Genomic DNA, 14,768 nt, shown 5'->3' on the forward strand with positions numbered 1-14,768 from the left:
TTCGAGCTCCTCTTCGAGCTCCTCACCAACGCGCAACCGCTGCACCTGCGCGCCCTCGCGCTCGTGCAAAACATCAAGCCGTAGACAGAAAACTCCCTCTCCAACTCAAGCAAGTGCTTGAGTCACAAGGGAATCTCGTTATTCGCTTCAGGGAACTTCAGGCTAGCGCCTGGCGCCGTCGGTCCGGATGCCCTGGCCCGCGAGCGCCTGTGCAAGCGTCGTCACGGCATCGTCGACGCTTCCGGACTCCAGCAGCGTTCGCTTCTCGTCGCCCAGGGATGACTGCAGCAGAGCGAGCACCGGGTCCTTCAGCCGCGCGAGAACCAGGACCACGCCCTTGCGCGATTGCTCGATGCCGAATTCGGTCAGTGCCTCGATCGACGTGCCGTCCAGGTCCGGTGTCTCTTCCAGGCTGAGCACCACGCCTCGTGGCATCGTCGCGGCAATGCGCCTGCGGATGTCGATCAGCATGCGTTCCACGTTCGCGAAGAAGAGGGGCGCCTCGGGGCGCAGCACGAGCAGGCCGTCGATGCGGTGCGTATTCGAGTGCGAGTCGCAGCTGAGGAAATCGTGCCCTTCTCCCAGTCGGCCCAGTTCGCTGACTCGCGGCTCCGAAAGGCCCCGCAGCGTCATCGCCAGGCTGATGGCGATGCCCGCCAGGAGACCGTCGAGCACGCCCAGCAGGATGACCGCCAGCGTGGCGGCCACGACCACCACGCGATCGCGCCGCCATTGGAAATAGGGACGAAAGGCGTCGAGCGTCAGCGTGTGCCACACGGCGTGAATGACGACCGCGGCGAGCACCGGCTCGGGCGTCAGTTCGATGAGAGGCAGGAAGATCGCCACCAGCAGCAGGACCACGGCGGCGGCGACCCATGCCGACTTCCTGCTCATCGCGCCAGCCGCTTCGTTGGCGGACGTGGCGGAATACCCCGCCCCCACGGGCGTGCCATGGAACAGTCCCGACAGCAAGTTCGCACCTCCGAACGCAAGAAGGTCGCGGTTGGGAGAGACATCGTCGCCGTGCTTGAGCGCCATGCTGCGAATGGCGCCGTAGCTCTCGGCGAAAAGCAGCAGAAGCACCGCCAACGACAGCTCGCCCACGCTCAGCCATTGGCCGCGCGACAACGCAGGCAGCGTGGGTGCGGTCAGCGACAGGGTGATGGGTCCGACCAGGTTGACGCCATGTGTCCTGATGTCGAGCCATTGGCCGATCGCGATGCCCGTACCGATCACCAGCAGTGCCCCGGGGAGCTTGTGCCAGCGCGCCGATGCCTTCAGCGCGACGAGCGCGCCGAGTCCGAATGCGATGCCGATCCAGTTCCACTGCGGGAGCGCGGAGAAGAGTTGATAGCCGAACGCGAGCAACGCGTCGGCCGATGGATGCGTACCCGTCATCTTCGGCAGTTGCTTGATGATGATGGCAATGGCCAGTCCGAAGGAGAACCCGCGCAGGACCGGCTTGGAAATGAAGCTGCAGATCGACCCCAGGCGGGCCGCGCCCGCCATCAGGAATGCGATGCCCGTGGCGATGACCAGTCCGGCGGCCAGGGCCGCCCGCAGAGCCGCGTCGGGGCCCGCGATCGACAGCGTGGTCGCTCCCAGCACCGCGGCCGAAGACGAGGTGGCGGACACAATGGCGAAACGCGACTTGCCGATCAGTCCATAGACGAGCAGCCCGGCGAACAGGCCGAGCACGCCCGCCTGCGGCGGCATGCCGGCGATCCCCGAATAGGCGACGGCCTCGGGCAGCAGCAGGCCGGCCATCGAGATGCCGGCCACCAGATCGGCCAGCCAGACCGTCGCGCCGCTCCCGGTGCTGTCGACGACACCCATCAGCGGGCAGCGGCTGGCGACACCCCGGACCAGCCGGGCAGATAGCGCGCGAGCGGGCTCTTGGCGAGACCCAGCGCCTCACGCACGGCGATGTCCATGGAATTCCTGATCTGCGCCGGGGTGATGTGCTGGCGCAGGTAGTCTGCCCACAGGAACTCCGCGAACGGCGACGTGTCCTTGGCGTACCCGCCGGCGGTGCGCAGGAAGCCCGCCAGGCTGCGATAGGGGTCGTCGACGAGTTGTGGAATCTTCTCGGGGATGGCGTCGTAGTCTCGACGCTTGCCCGATCGGTCGAACGGATGGGCCCAATTTCGCTGTTCCATGACGCGCCAGAAGATGGCGATTTCCAGGTAGGAAAGGTCGGCCAGCACCATCACCTTCACGTGCTCGACGCCTTCCTCGTGGAGCGCCAGGCCCAGGTGGTGATGGTCGACGATGTGGTATCTGCCGCGAGGCCCGAGGACGGCAGGGAACCAGTGCGAATCGAGCAGCTGGCGCCGGGCCTTCTTGGCCAGGCGCGCCCATTCGACGCGCTTGCGGGCGACTTCCGCGAAGCCCGCCGTGATCTGCGTGGGCCTCAGTTTGTCGAGGTCGACTGTGATGAGCTGGTGATGCTCGGCCGTGGTCATGCACTTCTCCTGCTGGGAAATCAACCGGATGCCCGCCAGTGGCAAGGTCTTGCGCGAGTGTAGGGTCCTCGCACTGGCGCACCTGTAGTGCCTTTACCCGCAGGGATAGTCCGGATGCCGCGGCCCGAGCGCGCCTGACATAGTGGGTCCGCCGCCCGATCCGCATCGGGTCGACGATCCAGATCAGGAAACCTGAATCCCCGGAGACACGCCATGAAGTTCGCCCGAACACTGACCTCCTTCGCCCTCGGCCTGAGCGCCATCGGCGCCTGCGCCCAGACCGTGGTGGGCGTGAGCTGGTCGAACTTCCAGGAGGAGCGCTGGAAGACGGACGAGGCCGCGATCAAGCAGCAGCTGGAAAAGCTCGGGGCCAAGTACATCAGCGCCGATGCCGGCGGCTCGCCCGAGAAGCAGCTCGGCGATATCGAAGGCTTGATGTCCAAGGGCGCCAAGGCGCTGATCGTGCTGGCCATGGACAAGGACGCCATCCTCCCGGCCGTCACCAAGGCGGCCCGGCAGAAGGTGCCCGTCGTGGCCTACGACCGCCTCATCGAGACGCCCGGCGTCTTCTACATCACCTTCGACAACACCGAGGTGGGCCGCCTGCAGGCGCGCGCCGTCTACAAGGTCCAGCCCAAGGGCAACTACGTGATGATCAAGGGCTCGCCCACCGACCCCAACGCCAACTTCCTGCGCGCCGGCCAGCAGGAGGTGATCGCCGACGCGGTGAAGAAGGGCGACATCAAGATCGTCGGCGACGAATACACCGACGGCTGGAAGCCCGAGGTCGCCCAGAAGAACATGGAGCAGATCCTCACCAAAGTCGGCAACAAGGTGGATGCGGTGGTCGCCTCCAACGACGGCACCGCCGGCGGCGCGGTGGCCGCGCTCAGCGCCAAGGGCATCCGCGGCATTCCCGTGTCGGGCCAGGACGCCGACTTCGCGGCGCTCAACCGCATCGCGCTCGGCACGCAGACCGTCTCGGTCTGGAAGGACTCGCGCGAGCTCGGCCGGGAGGCCGCCTCCGCCGCGGTCGCACTGGCGCAGGGCAAGCCCGCCGACAAGGCCGCGCCATGGAGCGGCGGCGAAAAGAAGCTGACGATCTCGTCGCGTTTCCTGACGCCTGTCGCCATCACGCGCGACAACCTCGACGTCGTGGTCAAGGCCGGCTGGATCAAGAAGGAAGAACTCTGCAAGGGCGTCTCCGGCGACAAGGCTCCGCCCGCCTGCAAGTAACTCCATGAGTTCCGCCCCCGGCATTTGGCGCCGCAGCGGCGTCGACCTCCGGCTGCTGCTGATGTGCCTGCTGCTGGTGGTCATGGCCATCGTCTTCCACCTGATGTCGGGCGGCGTGTTCCTTTCGCCCGAGAACCTCTACAACATCGCGCAGCAGACGGCGGTGGTCGGCATCGTGTCGACCGTGATGGTGCTGATCATCGTGGCGCGCCACATCGACCTGTCGGTCGGCTCGGTGATGGGCTTCGTCGGCGTGCTGATCGCCTACCTGCAGTACACGTCGGGCTGGTCGTGGCCGACAGCATGCCTGGCGGGACTGGCCGTCGCGATCCTTGTGTCGCTCTACCAGGGCGGCCTCACGGCGGTGCTGGGCGTTCCGTCCTTCGTCGTCACGCTCGGCGGCCTCATGTCTTTCCGCGGCGCGGCCTTTCTCGTCGCCGATGGAAAGACCCAGCCGGTCAACGATGAATTCTTCCAGCGCCTGGGCGGCGGCTACGACGGCGGCATCGGCACCACGGCGACATGGGTGCTCGCGGTGCTGGTGGGTATCGTGCTCTTTGCCCGCATGCTGCAGAAGCGTCGCGCGCGGCAGCGGCACGGGATGCCGGTCGAGCCGCTCTGGATGGACCTGCTCCTCACGGCCGTCCCCGCCGCGGCGGTGTTCGCCTTCGCCGCGACCATGAACAGCTACAAGATCTCGTCGAAGACCGAGGCACAGGGCATCCCGATCCCGGTGCTGATCTGGGCGGTGGTCGCGGTCGTCCTGTCCTTCATCGTGCACCGCACGCGCTTCGGCCGCTACGTGTTCGCGATGGGCGGCAACCCCGACGCCGCCGCGCTGGTCGGCATCCCGGTCAAGCGCGTGACGATGATGCTCTTCGCGTTGCTCGCCGTGCTGGTCACGGTGGCGGCCATCGTCTCCATCGCGCGGCTCAACGCCGGCACCAACTCCCTCGGCACCGGCATGGAACTCTATGTCATCGCGGCCGCGGTGATCGGCGGCACGGCGCTCGCCGGCGGCAGCGGTTCGATCTTCGGCTCGGTGCTGGGCGCGCTGATCATGCAGTCCCTCGACAGCGGCATGCTGCTGCTCGATGTGCCGATCGGCAAGCGCATGGTCATCATCGGACAGGTGTTGATCGTCGCCGTGGTGTTCGACGTTCTCTACCGGAAGTACGTCGGAGAGCAAGGATGAGCACTCCCAGGCTTGCCCACTGCGTGTGGCCGCCCACCCCCTTGCAGGGGGCTGGAATGGCTTGCGAAACGGAAAGCGATGGATGAGCAGCACCCGCAACAACGACATGTCCGTGCCGCTCGTCGAACTGCGTGACATCCACAAGGCCTTCGGCGGCGTGAAGGCCGTCGATGGCGTCAGCGTCAACCTCTATCCGGGCGAAGTGGTCGCGCTGCTGGGCCACAACGGCGCCGGCAAGTCGACATTGATGAAGATGCTCGCCGGCGCCTACCCGATCGACGCGGGCGAGACGCTGATCGCCGGCGAGAAGGTCAGCATCCGAACCCCCTCGGAGGCCCAGGCTCAAGGCATCGAGACCATCTACCAGACCCTGGCGCTGGCCGACAACCTCGACTCGGTGGCCAACCTCTTTCTCGGGCGGGAGAAGCTCACGCCCTGGCGCACGCTGGACGACCACTTCATGGAGAACCAGGCGCGCAAAGTCTTCGAGCGGCTCAACAGGAACTTCACCAATATCCGCGTGCCCGTGCGGCGCCTGTCGGGCGGACAGCGCCAGGTGGTGGCGATCTCTCGGGCGCTGTACTTCAACGCCCGCATCCTCATCATGGACGAGCCCTGCGCCGCGCTCGGCCCGGAGGAAACCGCGATGGTCGGCGCCCTCGTCAAGCAACTCAAGGCCGATGGCGTCGGCATCTTCCTCATCACGCACGACATGCCCGACGTGTTCGGCCTGAGCGACCGGCTCGCCGTGATGAAGAACGGCCGCCTGGTCGGCACCTACCGCACGGCGGACCTGACCGAAGACGAGGTGCTCGGAATGATCATCGCGGGCAAGCGGCCCGTGGACAAGGCCCAGGCCGAGCGCGCGGCTGCCGCCGAATCGCCGGCCTGGAGCCCGCTTCAGTCCGCATAGACCCCGGCGGCCCTGATGATCGGGCTCCACCTGGCGATCTCGGCGGCGACGAACTTCTTGTGGCCCTCGGGTTCGACGCGGCCATCGCTCGCCACCACGGCGCCCAGGCCTTCCTGCTTCCTGATGAAGTCCGGATCCTTCAGCGCGACCTTCAGTGCGTCGTTGAGCTTCTTCGTGACGGCCGACGGCGTGCCCTTGGGCGCATAGAGGCCGTGCCAGATCGTGACCTGGAAGTCCTTCAGCCCGGCCTCGTCGAGCGTGGGCAGGTCCTTGAGCGCCGGCGTCGTCAGCCGCTTGCCCGTGGTGACCGCGAAGGCCTTCACCTTCCTGGCCTCGATCTGCTGCGTGGTATTGGTCGTCTGGTCGCACAGCAGGTCGATCTGGCCGCCGATCAGGTCGGTGATTGCGGGGGCCGTGCCCTTGTACGGCACAGCCGTCATCTCGGTCTTCGTCGCGGACTGGAAGAGCAGGCCGCACAGGTGGGAAGCGGAGCCGACGCCGGCGTTGCCGAGATTGATCTTGCCCTTGTTGGCCGCGATCCACGCGCCCAGTTCCTTGTAGTCCTTCGCGGGCATGCTGGGCCTGGAGATCAGCGTCATCGGCACGTCGTTGACGATGCCGAGGTACTCGAAATCAGTCTCGACCTTGAAGGGTACGTTGCGCACCAGGGTCGGGATGGTCGACATCCCGATGTGATTCAGCAGCAGCGTGTAGCCGTCCGGGTTGGCGCGCGCCACCTTGGCCGCACCGATCGAACTGCCGGCGCCGGGCACGTTGTCAATCACGATGCTGCCGCCGCCCAGCGGCTTGCGCAGGGCCTCGGCGAGGTCGCGCGCCACGCGATCGGTCGGGCCGCCCGCCGTGAACGGCACCACGATGCTGATGGGCTTGCTGCCCGGGAACTCCTGGGCGTGAACGCCGGCGACAGCGGCGGCGACCGCCGTGAAAGCGAGCAGTTTCTTCATGGTCTCTCCAGCGTGAAAAGGCCGCGATCTTAAAGGCTGACTGCTGGCTGACCAATCCCGGGTTGCCCCTTAGGGGATAGCGCGATCCATCGACGCGGCGGCGCGCTCAGGCCGCTGCCGCCGGCAGCGTGCGCAGGGTGTGAAGTCGCGAACCGAAGATCACGCACGCCTGCAGGACGAAGCCCGCCAGCGCCACCCACAGGCAAGCCGGCTCGCCCCACGACGCGCCGATCAACCCGCCCAGCGCCGCGCCGATCGGGCGAGACCCTGCGTTGACGGTCAGGAACACCGCGGACACCCGGCCCAGCATCGCACTGGGCGTCACGCTCTGCCGCAGCGTGGTCGAGGTGATCGTCCAGACGATCGGCCCGGCGCCAAACAGGAAGAAGGAGAGGGCCGCCAGTGCACCGCTCGGCACGAAGAGCGTGGCCGTCATGGCGATCGCGGCCATCACCGAGACCGCCGGCCCGAGCTGAATGGCTCGGCCGAAGGCCATCGCCCCGACGACTCGCGGCGCCAGCAGCGCGCCGACCACCATGCCGGCGCCGAAGCTCGCGAGCGTGAAGCCCACGATTCCCGCGCCAAGACCGAGAACGCGGACCGCATAGGGCACGTACGCAGCCTGCAGGACGAACCAGGAGATGTTCCACGCAACGCCGGTCAGAAGGATCGGCCGCAGCATCGCATGGCGCCAGACGAAGCGCGCGCCGTCCTGGATCTCGAGCAGCGGATGGCGGGAAGCCGGTTGCGGGCGCACTGGCTCGACGAGCCGCAGCAGCAGGGCGACGGCCGAGCCCGAGAGGACGGCGGCGAGCACGAAGGCCGCCGGCGCTCCTGCCCACGAGACCAGCGCACCGGCGAGCGCCGGCCCCGCCGCGAACGCCGCGCTGCGGGCCAGTTCGAGCCGGCCGTTCGCCGCCGCGAGGGCTTCGCGCGGGACCAGGGCCGGCACCAGCGCCGGCGCGGCCACGCTGAAGCCGACAGTGCCCACGGCGCCGGCGAAGCCCAGCACGGCCAGCCATTCGATCGACAGCCGGCCCGTCAGCACCGCCGCCAGAAGCGCCAGCAAGGACAGCGCGCGCAGCCCCTCCGCCCAGACCATCAGCCGGCGCCGCGACGTCCGATCGGCCAGCAGCCCCAGCGGGATCGACATCAGCAGGAAGGGCAGCGTCTGCACCGCCGCGAGCAGCCCGATCTTGCCGGGGCCCGCACCCAGCAGCAGCACCGCCACCAGCGGCACCGCCGCAAGGCTCAGCTGCTCGGCCGATTGCGCCGCGAGATTGGCCCAGGCCAGGTGGGTGAACGAAGAGGGAAGGGTCGATCGCATGAAGGAGAACCGCCGTGCCGGTGAAAGCTCCGATCTTGAGGGCTGCGCCGAATCGGCGCTGGCCGTTTGCGGACCCGCGACGGTGAGCTTCGCCGCGCCGCCGCCGATGATTCATCGTCGGCCGTGAAATTGGTCCTTTGCGGCGGATGGGCGCGAGCGCCAAATGCAGTACTTCGTGATTACTCCACTGACCTTCAAATCGCACGCAATGATGATGAAGAACGACCTCGAACTGATCGTCGACGAGCCCATCGCCGGCCACTTCTACTGGACCATCCTCTGGCGCGGCCAGCCCGGAGAACTCCCGCGCGTGGTCGACTACGCGCGCGGCCCACTGCCCACGAACAGCACGGCCACGAGGATCGGCGCCGCCGCGCTGCGCCTGCAGCAGACGATCGATGCCGGCTCCGGCCGCGAGAGGGCGAAATCACCTTCCGCCATGCGGCTCGAATGGGCCGTGGAAACGATGCCGGCGAGCCTCGTGTGAGCATGGTGCGCAATCGATAGCACTACACCTGCCACAGAATGCGAACTAAGGAGCTTCACTCGAATGCGGCACCCCTGAAACTGCTCGCGTTTTCTGCCAACTATTTCACACCATCTGTGCCTCGTTCAGGATCACACTGGAGGCTCAGTTTCTCTTAGGGGATTGCTCAAGCGCAATCATTAAGGCCCGCTTCTCGCGGGCCTTTTTTTGTGCCGGGCTCGTCAATCGACCATGAGATCGTCGAGCAGCCGGTAGTCCGGCAGACGCGTGTCGATGGCGCGGCCGGCGCGCAGCACGCTGCGGTCGAACTGCGTGCGCGAGAGCATTTCCGAGTAGTTGCGTGCCTTGAGCACCAGCAGGTCGGCCGGTGCACCGGCCTTCAGCACGCCGCGGTCGATGCCCATGATCGCCGCCGGCGTCTCGGTGGCGGCGCGGATCCAGTCGCCCAGCGGATGGTCCAGGTGCAGGATCTTCACGGCCTGCGTGAAGGTGTCGAGCATGTCGTGATCCCCATAGGCGTAGAAGGGATCGCGGCAGTTGTCGCCCGCCACGGCCACGCGCAGGCCGCGCGCCTTCATTTCATGCAGCACTGTCACGCCGCGCCAGCGCGGGGTCCGTGCCTCCGGGCTGCGATCCTGGAGGTACATGTTGACGGTGGGCAGGCTCACGATGTCGATGCCGGCGTCCTTGCACGCGGCGATCGTCTCCTCGATGAACTCGTCGCTCTGCAGGGCCAGCGCGGTGCAATGGCCGCACAGGATGCGGCCGGAGAAATCCTGCGCCGCGGCGATGCGCGCGACATGGATCAGCGCGCGGGAGCGCGGATCGGTCGACTCGTCGACATGGAGGTCGACGTCCAGTCCGCGCTCGGCGGCGAGGGTGAAGACGCGCGAGAGCGCGGCGTCGAGGTCCGGCGGCATCGGCTCCGCGGGGTGGAGCGCCGAGCGCGTCACGCAGCCCAATTGCCCTGCGCTTTCGGCCACGATGTCGGCCAGTTGCCGGCCTTCGTCGCCCAGGAAGACATCGAGCGGCGCGATCGACGACACCTGCAGGTCGACGCGGCCAGCCCAGCGCTCGCGCAATTCGCGAAACACGGGAAAGGAGATCGCGGCCTGCGGCGCCAGCGAATCGAGGTGCGTGCGGATGGCGACCACGCCCTTGGCGTAGGCGGTGGCAAGCCCGAACTCCATGCGGCGACGCACGTCCTCGGCGCTCCAGCGCGCCCGGCGGTCGCGCTGCGTGGCCATCGATGCGCCCGCGCCGTCGCCGGTCGGATTGGCCTGGCGCGGCCAGATGTGGCCCTTGTCCAGGTGCGTGTGGCAGTCGATCATGCCGGGCAACACCATCGACGCGTCGAGGTCGGGCCCGAGTTCGGCCGGCATCGTGCCCGCGGCCTCGATGGCGCCGATGCGGCCCCCGTCCACGAGCAGGTCGATGGCGATCAATTCGTCGTCGGCTCGTGCGGCCAGCGCGGCGGGAACAAGGCTGCGGGGCGCGCGAAGGTTGCGCAGCGCGAAGCGCGGCGTGGTGGGTGGCTGAAAGAAGGAGTGGGTCATTGCAGGAAACCAGACGGGATCATCGGGAACGCAAGGAGCATGCCGAGCAGGACCCGCGCGAAGCGCCAGCCTTCACCGATAGCTGCGCGCGTCCTCGATGACCTTGCCGTCGTTCGGCAGGCTGCCCGGCGCGACGAATTCGACCGCGCCCCGCAGCTTGGTGACATCGCGGACCGCGTCGGCGATGCGTTCGGCCAGGCCTTCCATCGGTGCGGCGCATTCCAGGCGGAAGCTCATGCGGTCGTCGCCCATCTCGCCTTCGACCACCAGCCGCGCACGCCCCACTTCCGGAAAGCGCCGCGCGATCTCCGCCACCTGGCCCGGGTGCACGAACATCCCGCGCACCTTGGTGGTCTGGTCGGCGCGCCCGAGCCAGCCCCTGATGCGCGTGTTGGTGCGGCCCGTCGGGCACGGGTCGGGCAGCACGGCCGACAGGTCGCCGGTGCCGAAGCGGATCAGCGGGTAGTCGGGGTTCAAGGTGGTGACGACGATCTCGCCCACCTCGCCCTCGGGGACCGGGTCGCCGGTGCCGGGGCGCACGATTTCCACGATCACGCCTTCGTCGAGCACCAAGCCTTCGCGCGCGCGGGTCTCATACGCAATCAAGCCCAGGTCCGCCGTCGCATAGCACTGCGTGCCCGCGACCCCGCGCTCGGCAATCCAGTCGCGCAAGCTCGGCGGGAAGGCTTCGCCCGATACCAGCGCCTTGCTGAGCGAGGGCAGGGCGATGTTCCGTTCGGCGGCCTTCTCGATGATGATCTTCAGGAAGCTCGGCGTGCCCGTGTAGCCGGCGGGCTTGAGATCGACGATCGCCTCCACCTGCTGCTCCGTCTGGCCCGTGCCGCCCGCGAACACCGTGCAGCCGAGGGCGCGCGCGCCGCTTTCCATGATCGCGCCCGCCGGTGTCATGTGGTAGCTGAAGCAGTTGTGCACCAGTTCACCGCCGCGAAAGCCCGCGGCATGCAGCGCGCGCGCGGTGCGCCAGTAGTCGCGTGCCTCGCCTTCGGGCTCGTAGATGGGGCCGGGACTGGCGAACACGCGCGGCATGCGCGAGCCGAACCGAATCGCCGCAAAGCCGCCGAAGGGATCGCTCGCCCGCCGCGCGCCCTGCAGCGCCAGCAGCTCCGACTTGCGCGTGACCGGCAGCTTCGCCAGCGCTTCGCGGCTCGTGATGTCACCGGGCCTGACGCCGTCCAGGATCTTCGCGAAGGCCGGCGTCGCCGTCTGCGCCTGCGCAATCTGCCTGGGCAATGCCGCCAGCAGGTCGCGCTCGCGCTGCGCCGGCTCCCGCACTTCCAGGTCGTCGTAGAAGTCCGTCATGCCAGCCACCGTTTCCTGCGCTTGTAGCTCTTCACGTCGCGAAAGCTCTTGCGGTCCGCGCCCCCGACGCCCAGGTAGAACTCCTTGACGTCCTCGTTCTCGCGCAGGCTGCCGGCCGCCCCGTCCATCACGATGCGGCCGTTCTCCAGGATGTAGCCGTAGTCGGCGAATCGCAGCGCCATGTTGGTGTTCTGCTCGGCGAGCAGGAAGGTCACGCGCTCCTTCTCGTTCAAGTCCTTCACGATCTCGAACACCTCCTCCACGATCTGCGGCGCCAGGCCCATCGAGGGCTCGTCGAGCAGCACCATGTTCGGGTTCGCCATCAGCGCGCGGCCGATGGCGCACATCTGCTGTTCGCCGCCCGAGGTGTAGGCCGCCTGCGAGCCGCGCCGCACCTTCAGGCGCGGGAAGTAGGCATAGACCTTCTCCAGCGTGGCCGCCACCGCGGCCTTGCCGTCCGTGCGCGTGTAGGCGCCCGTCATCAGGTTGTCCTCGATCGTCAGGTGGGCGAAGCAATGGCGCCCCTCCATCACCTGGATCAGGCCGCGCTTGACCAGCTCGGAGGGCGTCAACGCCTCGATGCGCTCGCCGCGCAGCTCGATGCTGCCCTTGGTCACCGCGCCGCGCTCGCCGGCGAGCAGGTTCGAGACCGCGCGCAACGTGGTCGTCTTGCCCGCCCCGTTGCCGCCGAGCAGCGCCACGATGCCGCCCTCGGGCACCTTGAGCGACACGCCCTTGAGCACGAGGATCACGTGGTTGTAGATGACCTCGATGCCATTCACATCGAGAAGAACGGGAGCGTCGCTCATGGTGACCTGGAAGATTGGCGCGGCGTCGTGGCGCGTTCAGGACTGGCAATCGGCGCCGTCGCGGCGGTTGAGCTTCTTCTCGCTGGCGTACTTCTCCCCGGCGGCCTTGACCATCGGCTTGATGATCTGCTCGTCGGCTTCATACCAGTCGGACATGCCGCCCCACTTCGTGCCGTCCCAGGTCTGCACGCGCGCCCAGGTCGAACCCATGTGGTCCTGGCACGAGGTGCTGATGGGCCGCATGACGCCGGAGAAGCCGAGCGCGTCCAGCTTCTTCTGGTCGAGCGCCAGGTTCTCCAGGCCCCAGCGCACCTGCTCGCCCGTCATGACCTTGCCCTTGCCGAAGCGCTCCTGCGCGCGCTTGACCGCCTCGACCCCCAGCATCTGGATGATCACGCCGCGCGTGTAGAGCACCGAGCCCACTTCCTCTCGCGGTCCCGTGCCCTCGCCCTTGTCATGCACGTTCTTCAGGATGTCCTGGATCACCTTCGGCTGCGTGCCCGCGGGATTGAGCGCCAGCGCGTTGTAGCCCTTGGCGCTGGCGCCCACGTCCTTCACGTCGGGTTCGGCGCCGGCCCACCACACGCCGTACATCTTCTCGCGCGGGTAGCCCGTGGCCACGGCCTCCTTGAGCGCGGTGGAGTTCATCACGCCCCAGCCCCAGAGCAGCACGTAGTCGGGCTTCGACTGGCGCACCTGCAGCCAGGCGGATTTCTGCTCGATGCCGGGCGCGGCCACGGGGATCAGCGAGAGCTCGAAGCCGTTCATCTTCGCGCGCTCCTGCAGCAGCGGAATCGGCTCCTTGCCGAAGGGAGAGTCGTGATAGACCAGCGTGATCTTCTTGCCCTTGAGCTTGTCCATCCCGCCTTCCTTCTTGCCGATGTGCTGGATCAGGATGTCCGCCGCCGTCCAGTAGGAGCCCATCAGCGGGAAGTTCCACTTGAACACGTTGCCGTCCTGCGAGGCCGACAGGCCGTAGCCCAGGGTGATCAGCGGAATCTTGTCGGTGGGCACCTTGTCCGTGAGCGCGAAGGTGATGCCGGTGGCCTGCGGGTCGAACAGCGCGACGCCGGGCCGGCCCTTCAGGCGCTCGTAGCACTCGACGCCCTTGTCGGTCGCGTAGCCGGTCTCGCATTCCTCATAGGCGATCTTCACGCCGTTGATGCCGCCGGTGGCGTTGATGAGCTTGATGTAGTCCTGCTTGCCGTTGGCCCACGGCGTGCCGTTGGGCGCATACGGGCCGGTGCGATAGACCAGCAGCGGAAAGAACTGCTCCTTGGCCTGCGCCTGCGCGAGCGAGGGCGCGAGCGCGGCACCGAAAGTGCCGGCCAGCAGGGCGGCGGTCAAAGCCAGTGACTTCAATTTCATGCCTGTCTCCTTGTGGGGCACCGCGGTGCCGGGTTGCCGATCAAAAACCGAGTTGCGCGATCAATGGGGGAAGGGCCAGAGCCGCAGCTTTTCCTTCGCCGTCGACCACAGCCGCGCAAGACCATGCGGCTCGACGACGAGAAAGAAGACGATGAGCGCGCCGAAGATCATGAATTCGAGGTGCGAGGCCAGCGCCGTCGAGATCGAGAAGCCGAGCCACCCCGGCAGCTGGTTCAGGAACAGCGGCAGCAGGACGATGAACGCCGCGCCGAAGAAGCTGCCCATGATCGAGCCGAGCCCGCCGATGATCACCATGAAGAGCAACTGGAACGACCGGTCGATGCTGAAGGCGGCCGGCTCCCACGCGCCGAGGTGGACGAAGCCCCACAGTGCCCCCGCCACGCCCACGATGAAGCTGCTGACGGCGAAGGCGGTGAGCTTCGCGTACACCGGGCGGATGCCGATGACCGCCGCCGCCACGTCCATGTCGCGCATCGCCATCCATTCGCGCCCGATCGCGCTGCGCACCAGGTTCTTGGCCAGCAGGGAGAACACCACGAGGAAGAAGAGGCACAGCAGGTACTTCTGCACCGGGCTCTCGATCGGCAGCCCGAACACGTTCAGCCCCGCCACGCTCACCGAGCCCGAGGACGAGTTGTTCGTGAACCAGTTGATGCGAAGGAAGGCCCAGTCCATGAAGAACTGCGCGGCCAGCGTCGCCACCGCGAGGTAGAGGCCCTTGATGCGCAGGCTCGGCACGCCGAAGAGCACGCCGACCAGCGTGGCGCAGAGTCCGCCCAGCACCAGCGACAGGATGAGCGGCATGCCTTCGATGCGCACATGGAAGTTGTAGGCCGCATAGGCCCCCACCGCCATGAAGGCGCCGGTGCCCAGGGAGATCTGCCCGCAATATCCCACCAGGATGTTCAGGCCCAGCGCCGCGAGGGAGAGGATCAGGAACGGAATCAGGATCGCGCGGAACCAGTATTCGGGCGCCGTCAGAGGCACCACGACGAAGGCGAAGGCCAGCAGCGCCAGCATCACCAGGCGGTCCTGGAGGATCGGAAAGATCTGCTGGTCGGCGCGGTAGCTCGACTTGAACTGGCCGTTTTCCCTGTAGAACATGC

14 protein-coding genes are annotated in these 14,768 nt (G+C 67.4%); 5 read left to right on the forward strand and 9 right to left on the reverse strand.

Annotated elements, in window-relative coordinates; translation table 11 throughout:
- Positions 1-162 precede the first annotated feature (162 nt).
- Positions 163-1,836 carry a SulP family inorganic anion transporter gene (locus AC1DNF_RS20635; RefSeq protein ID WP_478150482.1) on the reverse strand — a complete coding sequence of 558 codons (1,674 nt, stop codon included), beginning with the start codon at positions 1,834-1,836 and terminating at the stop codon, positions 163-165.
- A complete protein-coding gene (locus tag AC1DNF_RS20640) occupies positions 1,836-2,465 on the reverse strand; it encodes a ParB-like protein (protein ID WP_478150483.1) in 630 nt (209 codons plus the stop codon). Before AC1DNF_RS20640 ends, AC1DNF_RS20635 begins: the two co-directional genes overlap by 1 nt.
- Positions 2,466-2,678: 213 nt before the next feature.
- On the opposite strand from AC1DNF_RS20640, the gene xylF reads away from it, so the two are divergent.
- From xylF to AC1DNF_RS20655, 3 genes are all read left to right on the forward strand, one after another.
- On the forward strand, positions 2,679-3,701 hold the full coding sequence (xylF, locus tag AC1DNF_RS20645) for a D-xylose ABC transporter substrate-binding protein (protein WP_478150484.1): 1,023 nt from the start codon (positions 2,679-2,681) through the stop codon (positions 3,699-3,701).
- A gap of 4 nt (positions 3,702-3,705) precedes the next feature.
- The gene (locus AC1DNF_RS20650; RefSeq protein ID WP_478150485.1) at positions 3,706-4,896 is read left to right on the forward strand and encodes a sugar ABC transporter permease; all 1,191 of its coding nucleotides are present in this window, start codon (positions 3,706-3,708) and stop codon (positions 4,894-4,896) included.
- An 82-nt stretch (positions 4,897-4,978) separates the two neighbouring features.
- Complete coding sequence (locus AC1DNF_RS20655) at positions 4,979-5,809, forward strand: ATP-binding cassette domain-containing protein (RefSeq protein ID WP_478150486.1); 831 nt, start codon at positions 4,979-4,981, stop codon at positions 5,807-5,809.
- On the opposite strand, the gene AC1DNF_RS20660 is transcribed toward AC1DNF_RS20655, so the two are convergent.
- Together AC1DNF_RS20660 and AC1DNF_RS20665 are read right to left on the reverse strand one after the other, a co-directional pair.
- Positions 5,797-6,774, reverse strand: coding sequence for a tripartite tricarboxylate transporter substrate-binding protein (locus AC1DNF_RS20660; RefSeq protein ID WP_478150487.1), 978 nt, complete (start codon positions 6,772-6,774; stop codon positions 5,797-5,799). The genes AC1DNF_RS20655 and AC1DNF_RS20660 overlap by 13 nt on opposite strands.
- 106 nt (positions 6,775-6,880) lie before the next feature.
- Complete coding sequence (locus AC1DNF_RS20665; protein WP_478150488.1) at positions 6,881-8,101, reverse strand: MFS transporter; 1,221 nt, start codon at positions 8,099-8,101, stop codon at positions 6,881-6,883.
- On the opposite strand from AC1DNF_RS20665, the gene AC1DNF_RS20670 reads away from it, so the two are divergent.
- Entirely contained in the window at positions 8,100-8,228 is a 129-nt protein-coding gene (locus tag AC1DNF_RS20670) for a hypothetical protein (RefSeq protein WP_478150489.1), read from the forward strand. The two genes, AC1DNF_RS20665 and AC1DNF_RS20670, sit on opposite strands and share 2 nt — an antisense overlap.
- Positions 8,229-8,309: 81 nt before the next feature.
- A complete protein-coding gene (locus tag AC1DNF_RS20675; RefSeq protein WP_478150490.1) occupies positions 8,310-8,588 on the forward strand; it encodes a hypothetical protein in 279 nt (92 codons plus the stop codon).
- 221 nt (positions 8,589-8,809) lie between these two features.
- On the opposite strand, the gene AC1DNF_RS20680 is transcribed toward AC1DNF_RS20675, so the two are convergent.
- The 5 genes from AC1DNF_RS20680 to AC1DNF_RS20700 form a co-directional block, all read right to left on the reverse strand.
- Positions 8,810-10,144 carry a cytosine deaminase gene (locus AC1DNF_RS20680; protein WP_478150491.1) on the reverse strand — a complete coding sequence of 445 codons (1,335 nt, stop codon included), beginning with the start codon at positions 10,142-10,144 and terminating at the stop codon, positions 8,810-8,812.
- 72 nt (positions 10,145-10,216) lie between these two features.
- Positions 10,217-11,464, reverse strand: coding sequence for a phenylacetate--CoA ligase family protein (locus tag AC1DNF_RS20685; RefSeq protein ID WP_478150492.1), 1,248 nt, complete (start codon positions 11,462-11,464; stop codon positions 10,217-10,219).
- Positions 11,461-12,273, reverse strand: coding sequence for an ABC transporter ATP-binding protein (locus tag AC1DNF_RS20690; RefSeq protein WP_478150493.1), 813 nt, complete (start codon positions 12,271-12,273; stop codon positions 11,461-11,463). Before AC1DNF_RS20690 ends, AC1DNF_RS20685 begins: the two co-directional genes overlap by 4 nt.
- Before the next feature lie 36 nt (positions 12,274-12,309).
- Entirely contained in the window at positions 12,310-13,641 is a 1,332-nt protein-coding gene (locus AC1DNF_RS20695) for an ABC transporter substrate-binding protein (RefSeq protein ID WP_478150494.1), read from the reverse strand.
- A 60-nt stretch (positions 13,642-13,701) separates the two neighbouring features.
- Positions 13,702-14,766 carry a branched-chain amino acid ABC transporter permease gene (locus tag AC1DNF_RS20700; RefSeq protein ID WP_478150495.1) on the reverse strand — a complete coding sequence of 355 codons (1,065 nt, stop codon included), beginning with the start codon at positions 14,764-14,766 and terminating at the stop codon, positions 13,702-13,704.
- Positions 14,767-14,768 lie beyond the last annotated feature (2 nt).

It is taken from the genome of Variovorax sp. 01T432 (genome assembly GCF_056398605.1).

Coding starts and splice junctions, on each gene's coding strand:
- AC1DNF_RS20685 (WP_478150492.1), bottom strand. CDS start 11,464: ATGACGGACTTCTACGACGACCTGGAAGTGCGGGAGCCGGCGCAGCGC.
- AC1DNF_RS20690 (WP_478150493.1), bottom strand. CDS start 12,273: ATGAGCGACGCTCCCGTTCTTCTCGATGTGAATGGCATCGAGGTCATC.
- AC1DNF_RS20665 (WP_478150488.1), bottom strand. CDS start 8,101: ATGCGATCGACCCTTCCCTCTTCGTTCACCCACCTGGCCTGGGCCAAT.
- xylF (WP_478150484.1), top strand. CDS start 2,679: ATGAAGTTCGCCCGAACACTGACCTCCTTCGCCCTCGGCCTGAGCGCC.
- AC1DNF_RS20675 (WP_478150490.1), top strand. CDS start 8,310: ATGATGATGAAGAACGACCTCGAACTGATCGTCGACGAGCCCATCGCC.
- AC1DNF_RS20655 (WP_478150486.1), top strand. CDS start 4,979: ATGAGCAGCACCCGCAACAACGACATGTCCGTGCCGCTCGTCGAACTG.
- AC1DNF_RS20660 (WP_478150487.1), bottom strand. CDS start 6,774: ATGAAGAAACTGCTCGCTTTCACGGCGGTCGCCGCCGCTGTCGCCGGC.
- AC1DNF_RS20670 (WP_478150489.1), top strand. CDS start 8,100: ATGAAGGAGAACCGCCGTGCCGGTGAAAGCTCCGATCTTGAGGGCTGC.
- AC1DNF_RS20680 (WP_478150491.1), bottom strand. CDS start 10,144: ATGACCCACTCCTTCTTTCAGCCACCCACCACGCCGCGCTTCGCGCTG.
- AC1DNF_RS20695 (WP_478150494.1), bottom strand. CDS start 13,641: ATGAAATTGAAGTCACTGGCTTTGACCGCCGCCCTGCTGGCCGGCACT.
- AC1DNF_RS20640 (WP_478150483.1), bottom strand. CDS start 2,465: ATGACCACGGCCGAGCATCACCAGCTCATCACAGTCGACCTCGACAAA.
- AC1DNF_RS20635 (WP_478150482.1), bottom strand. CDS start 1,836: ATGGGTGTCGTCGACAGCACCGGGAGCGGCGCGACGGTCTGGCTGGCC.
- AC1DNF_RS20650 (WP_478150485.1), top strand. CDS start 3,706: ATGAGTTCCGCCCCCGGCATTTGGCGCCGCAGCGGCGTCGACCTCCGG.
- AC1DNF_RS20700 (WP_478150495.1), bottom strand. CDS start 14,766: ATGTTCTACAGGGAAAACGGCCAGTTCAAGTCGAGCTACCGCGCCGAC.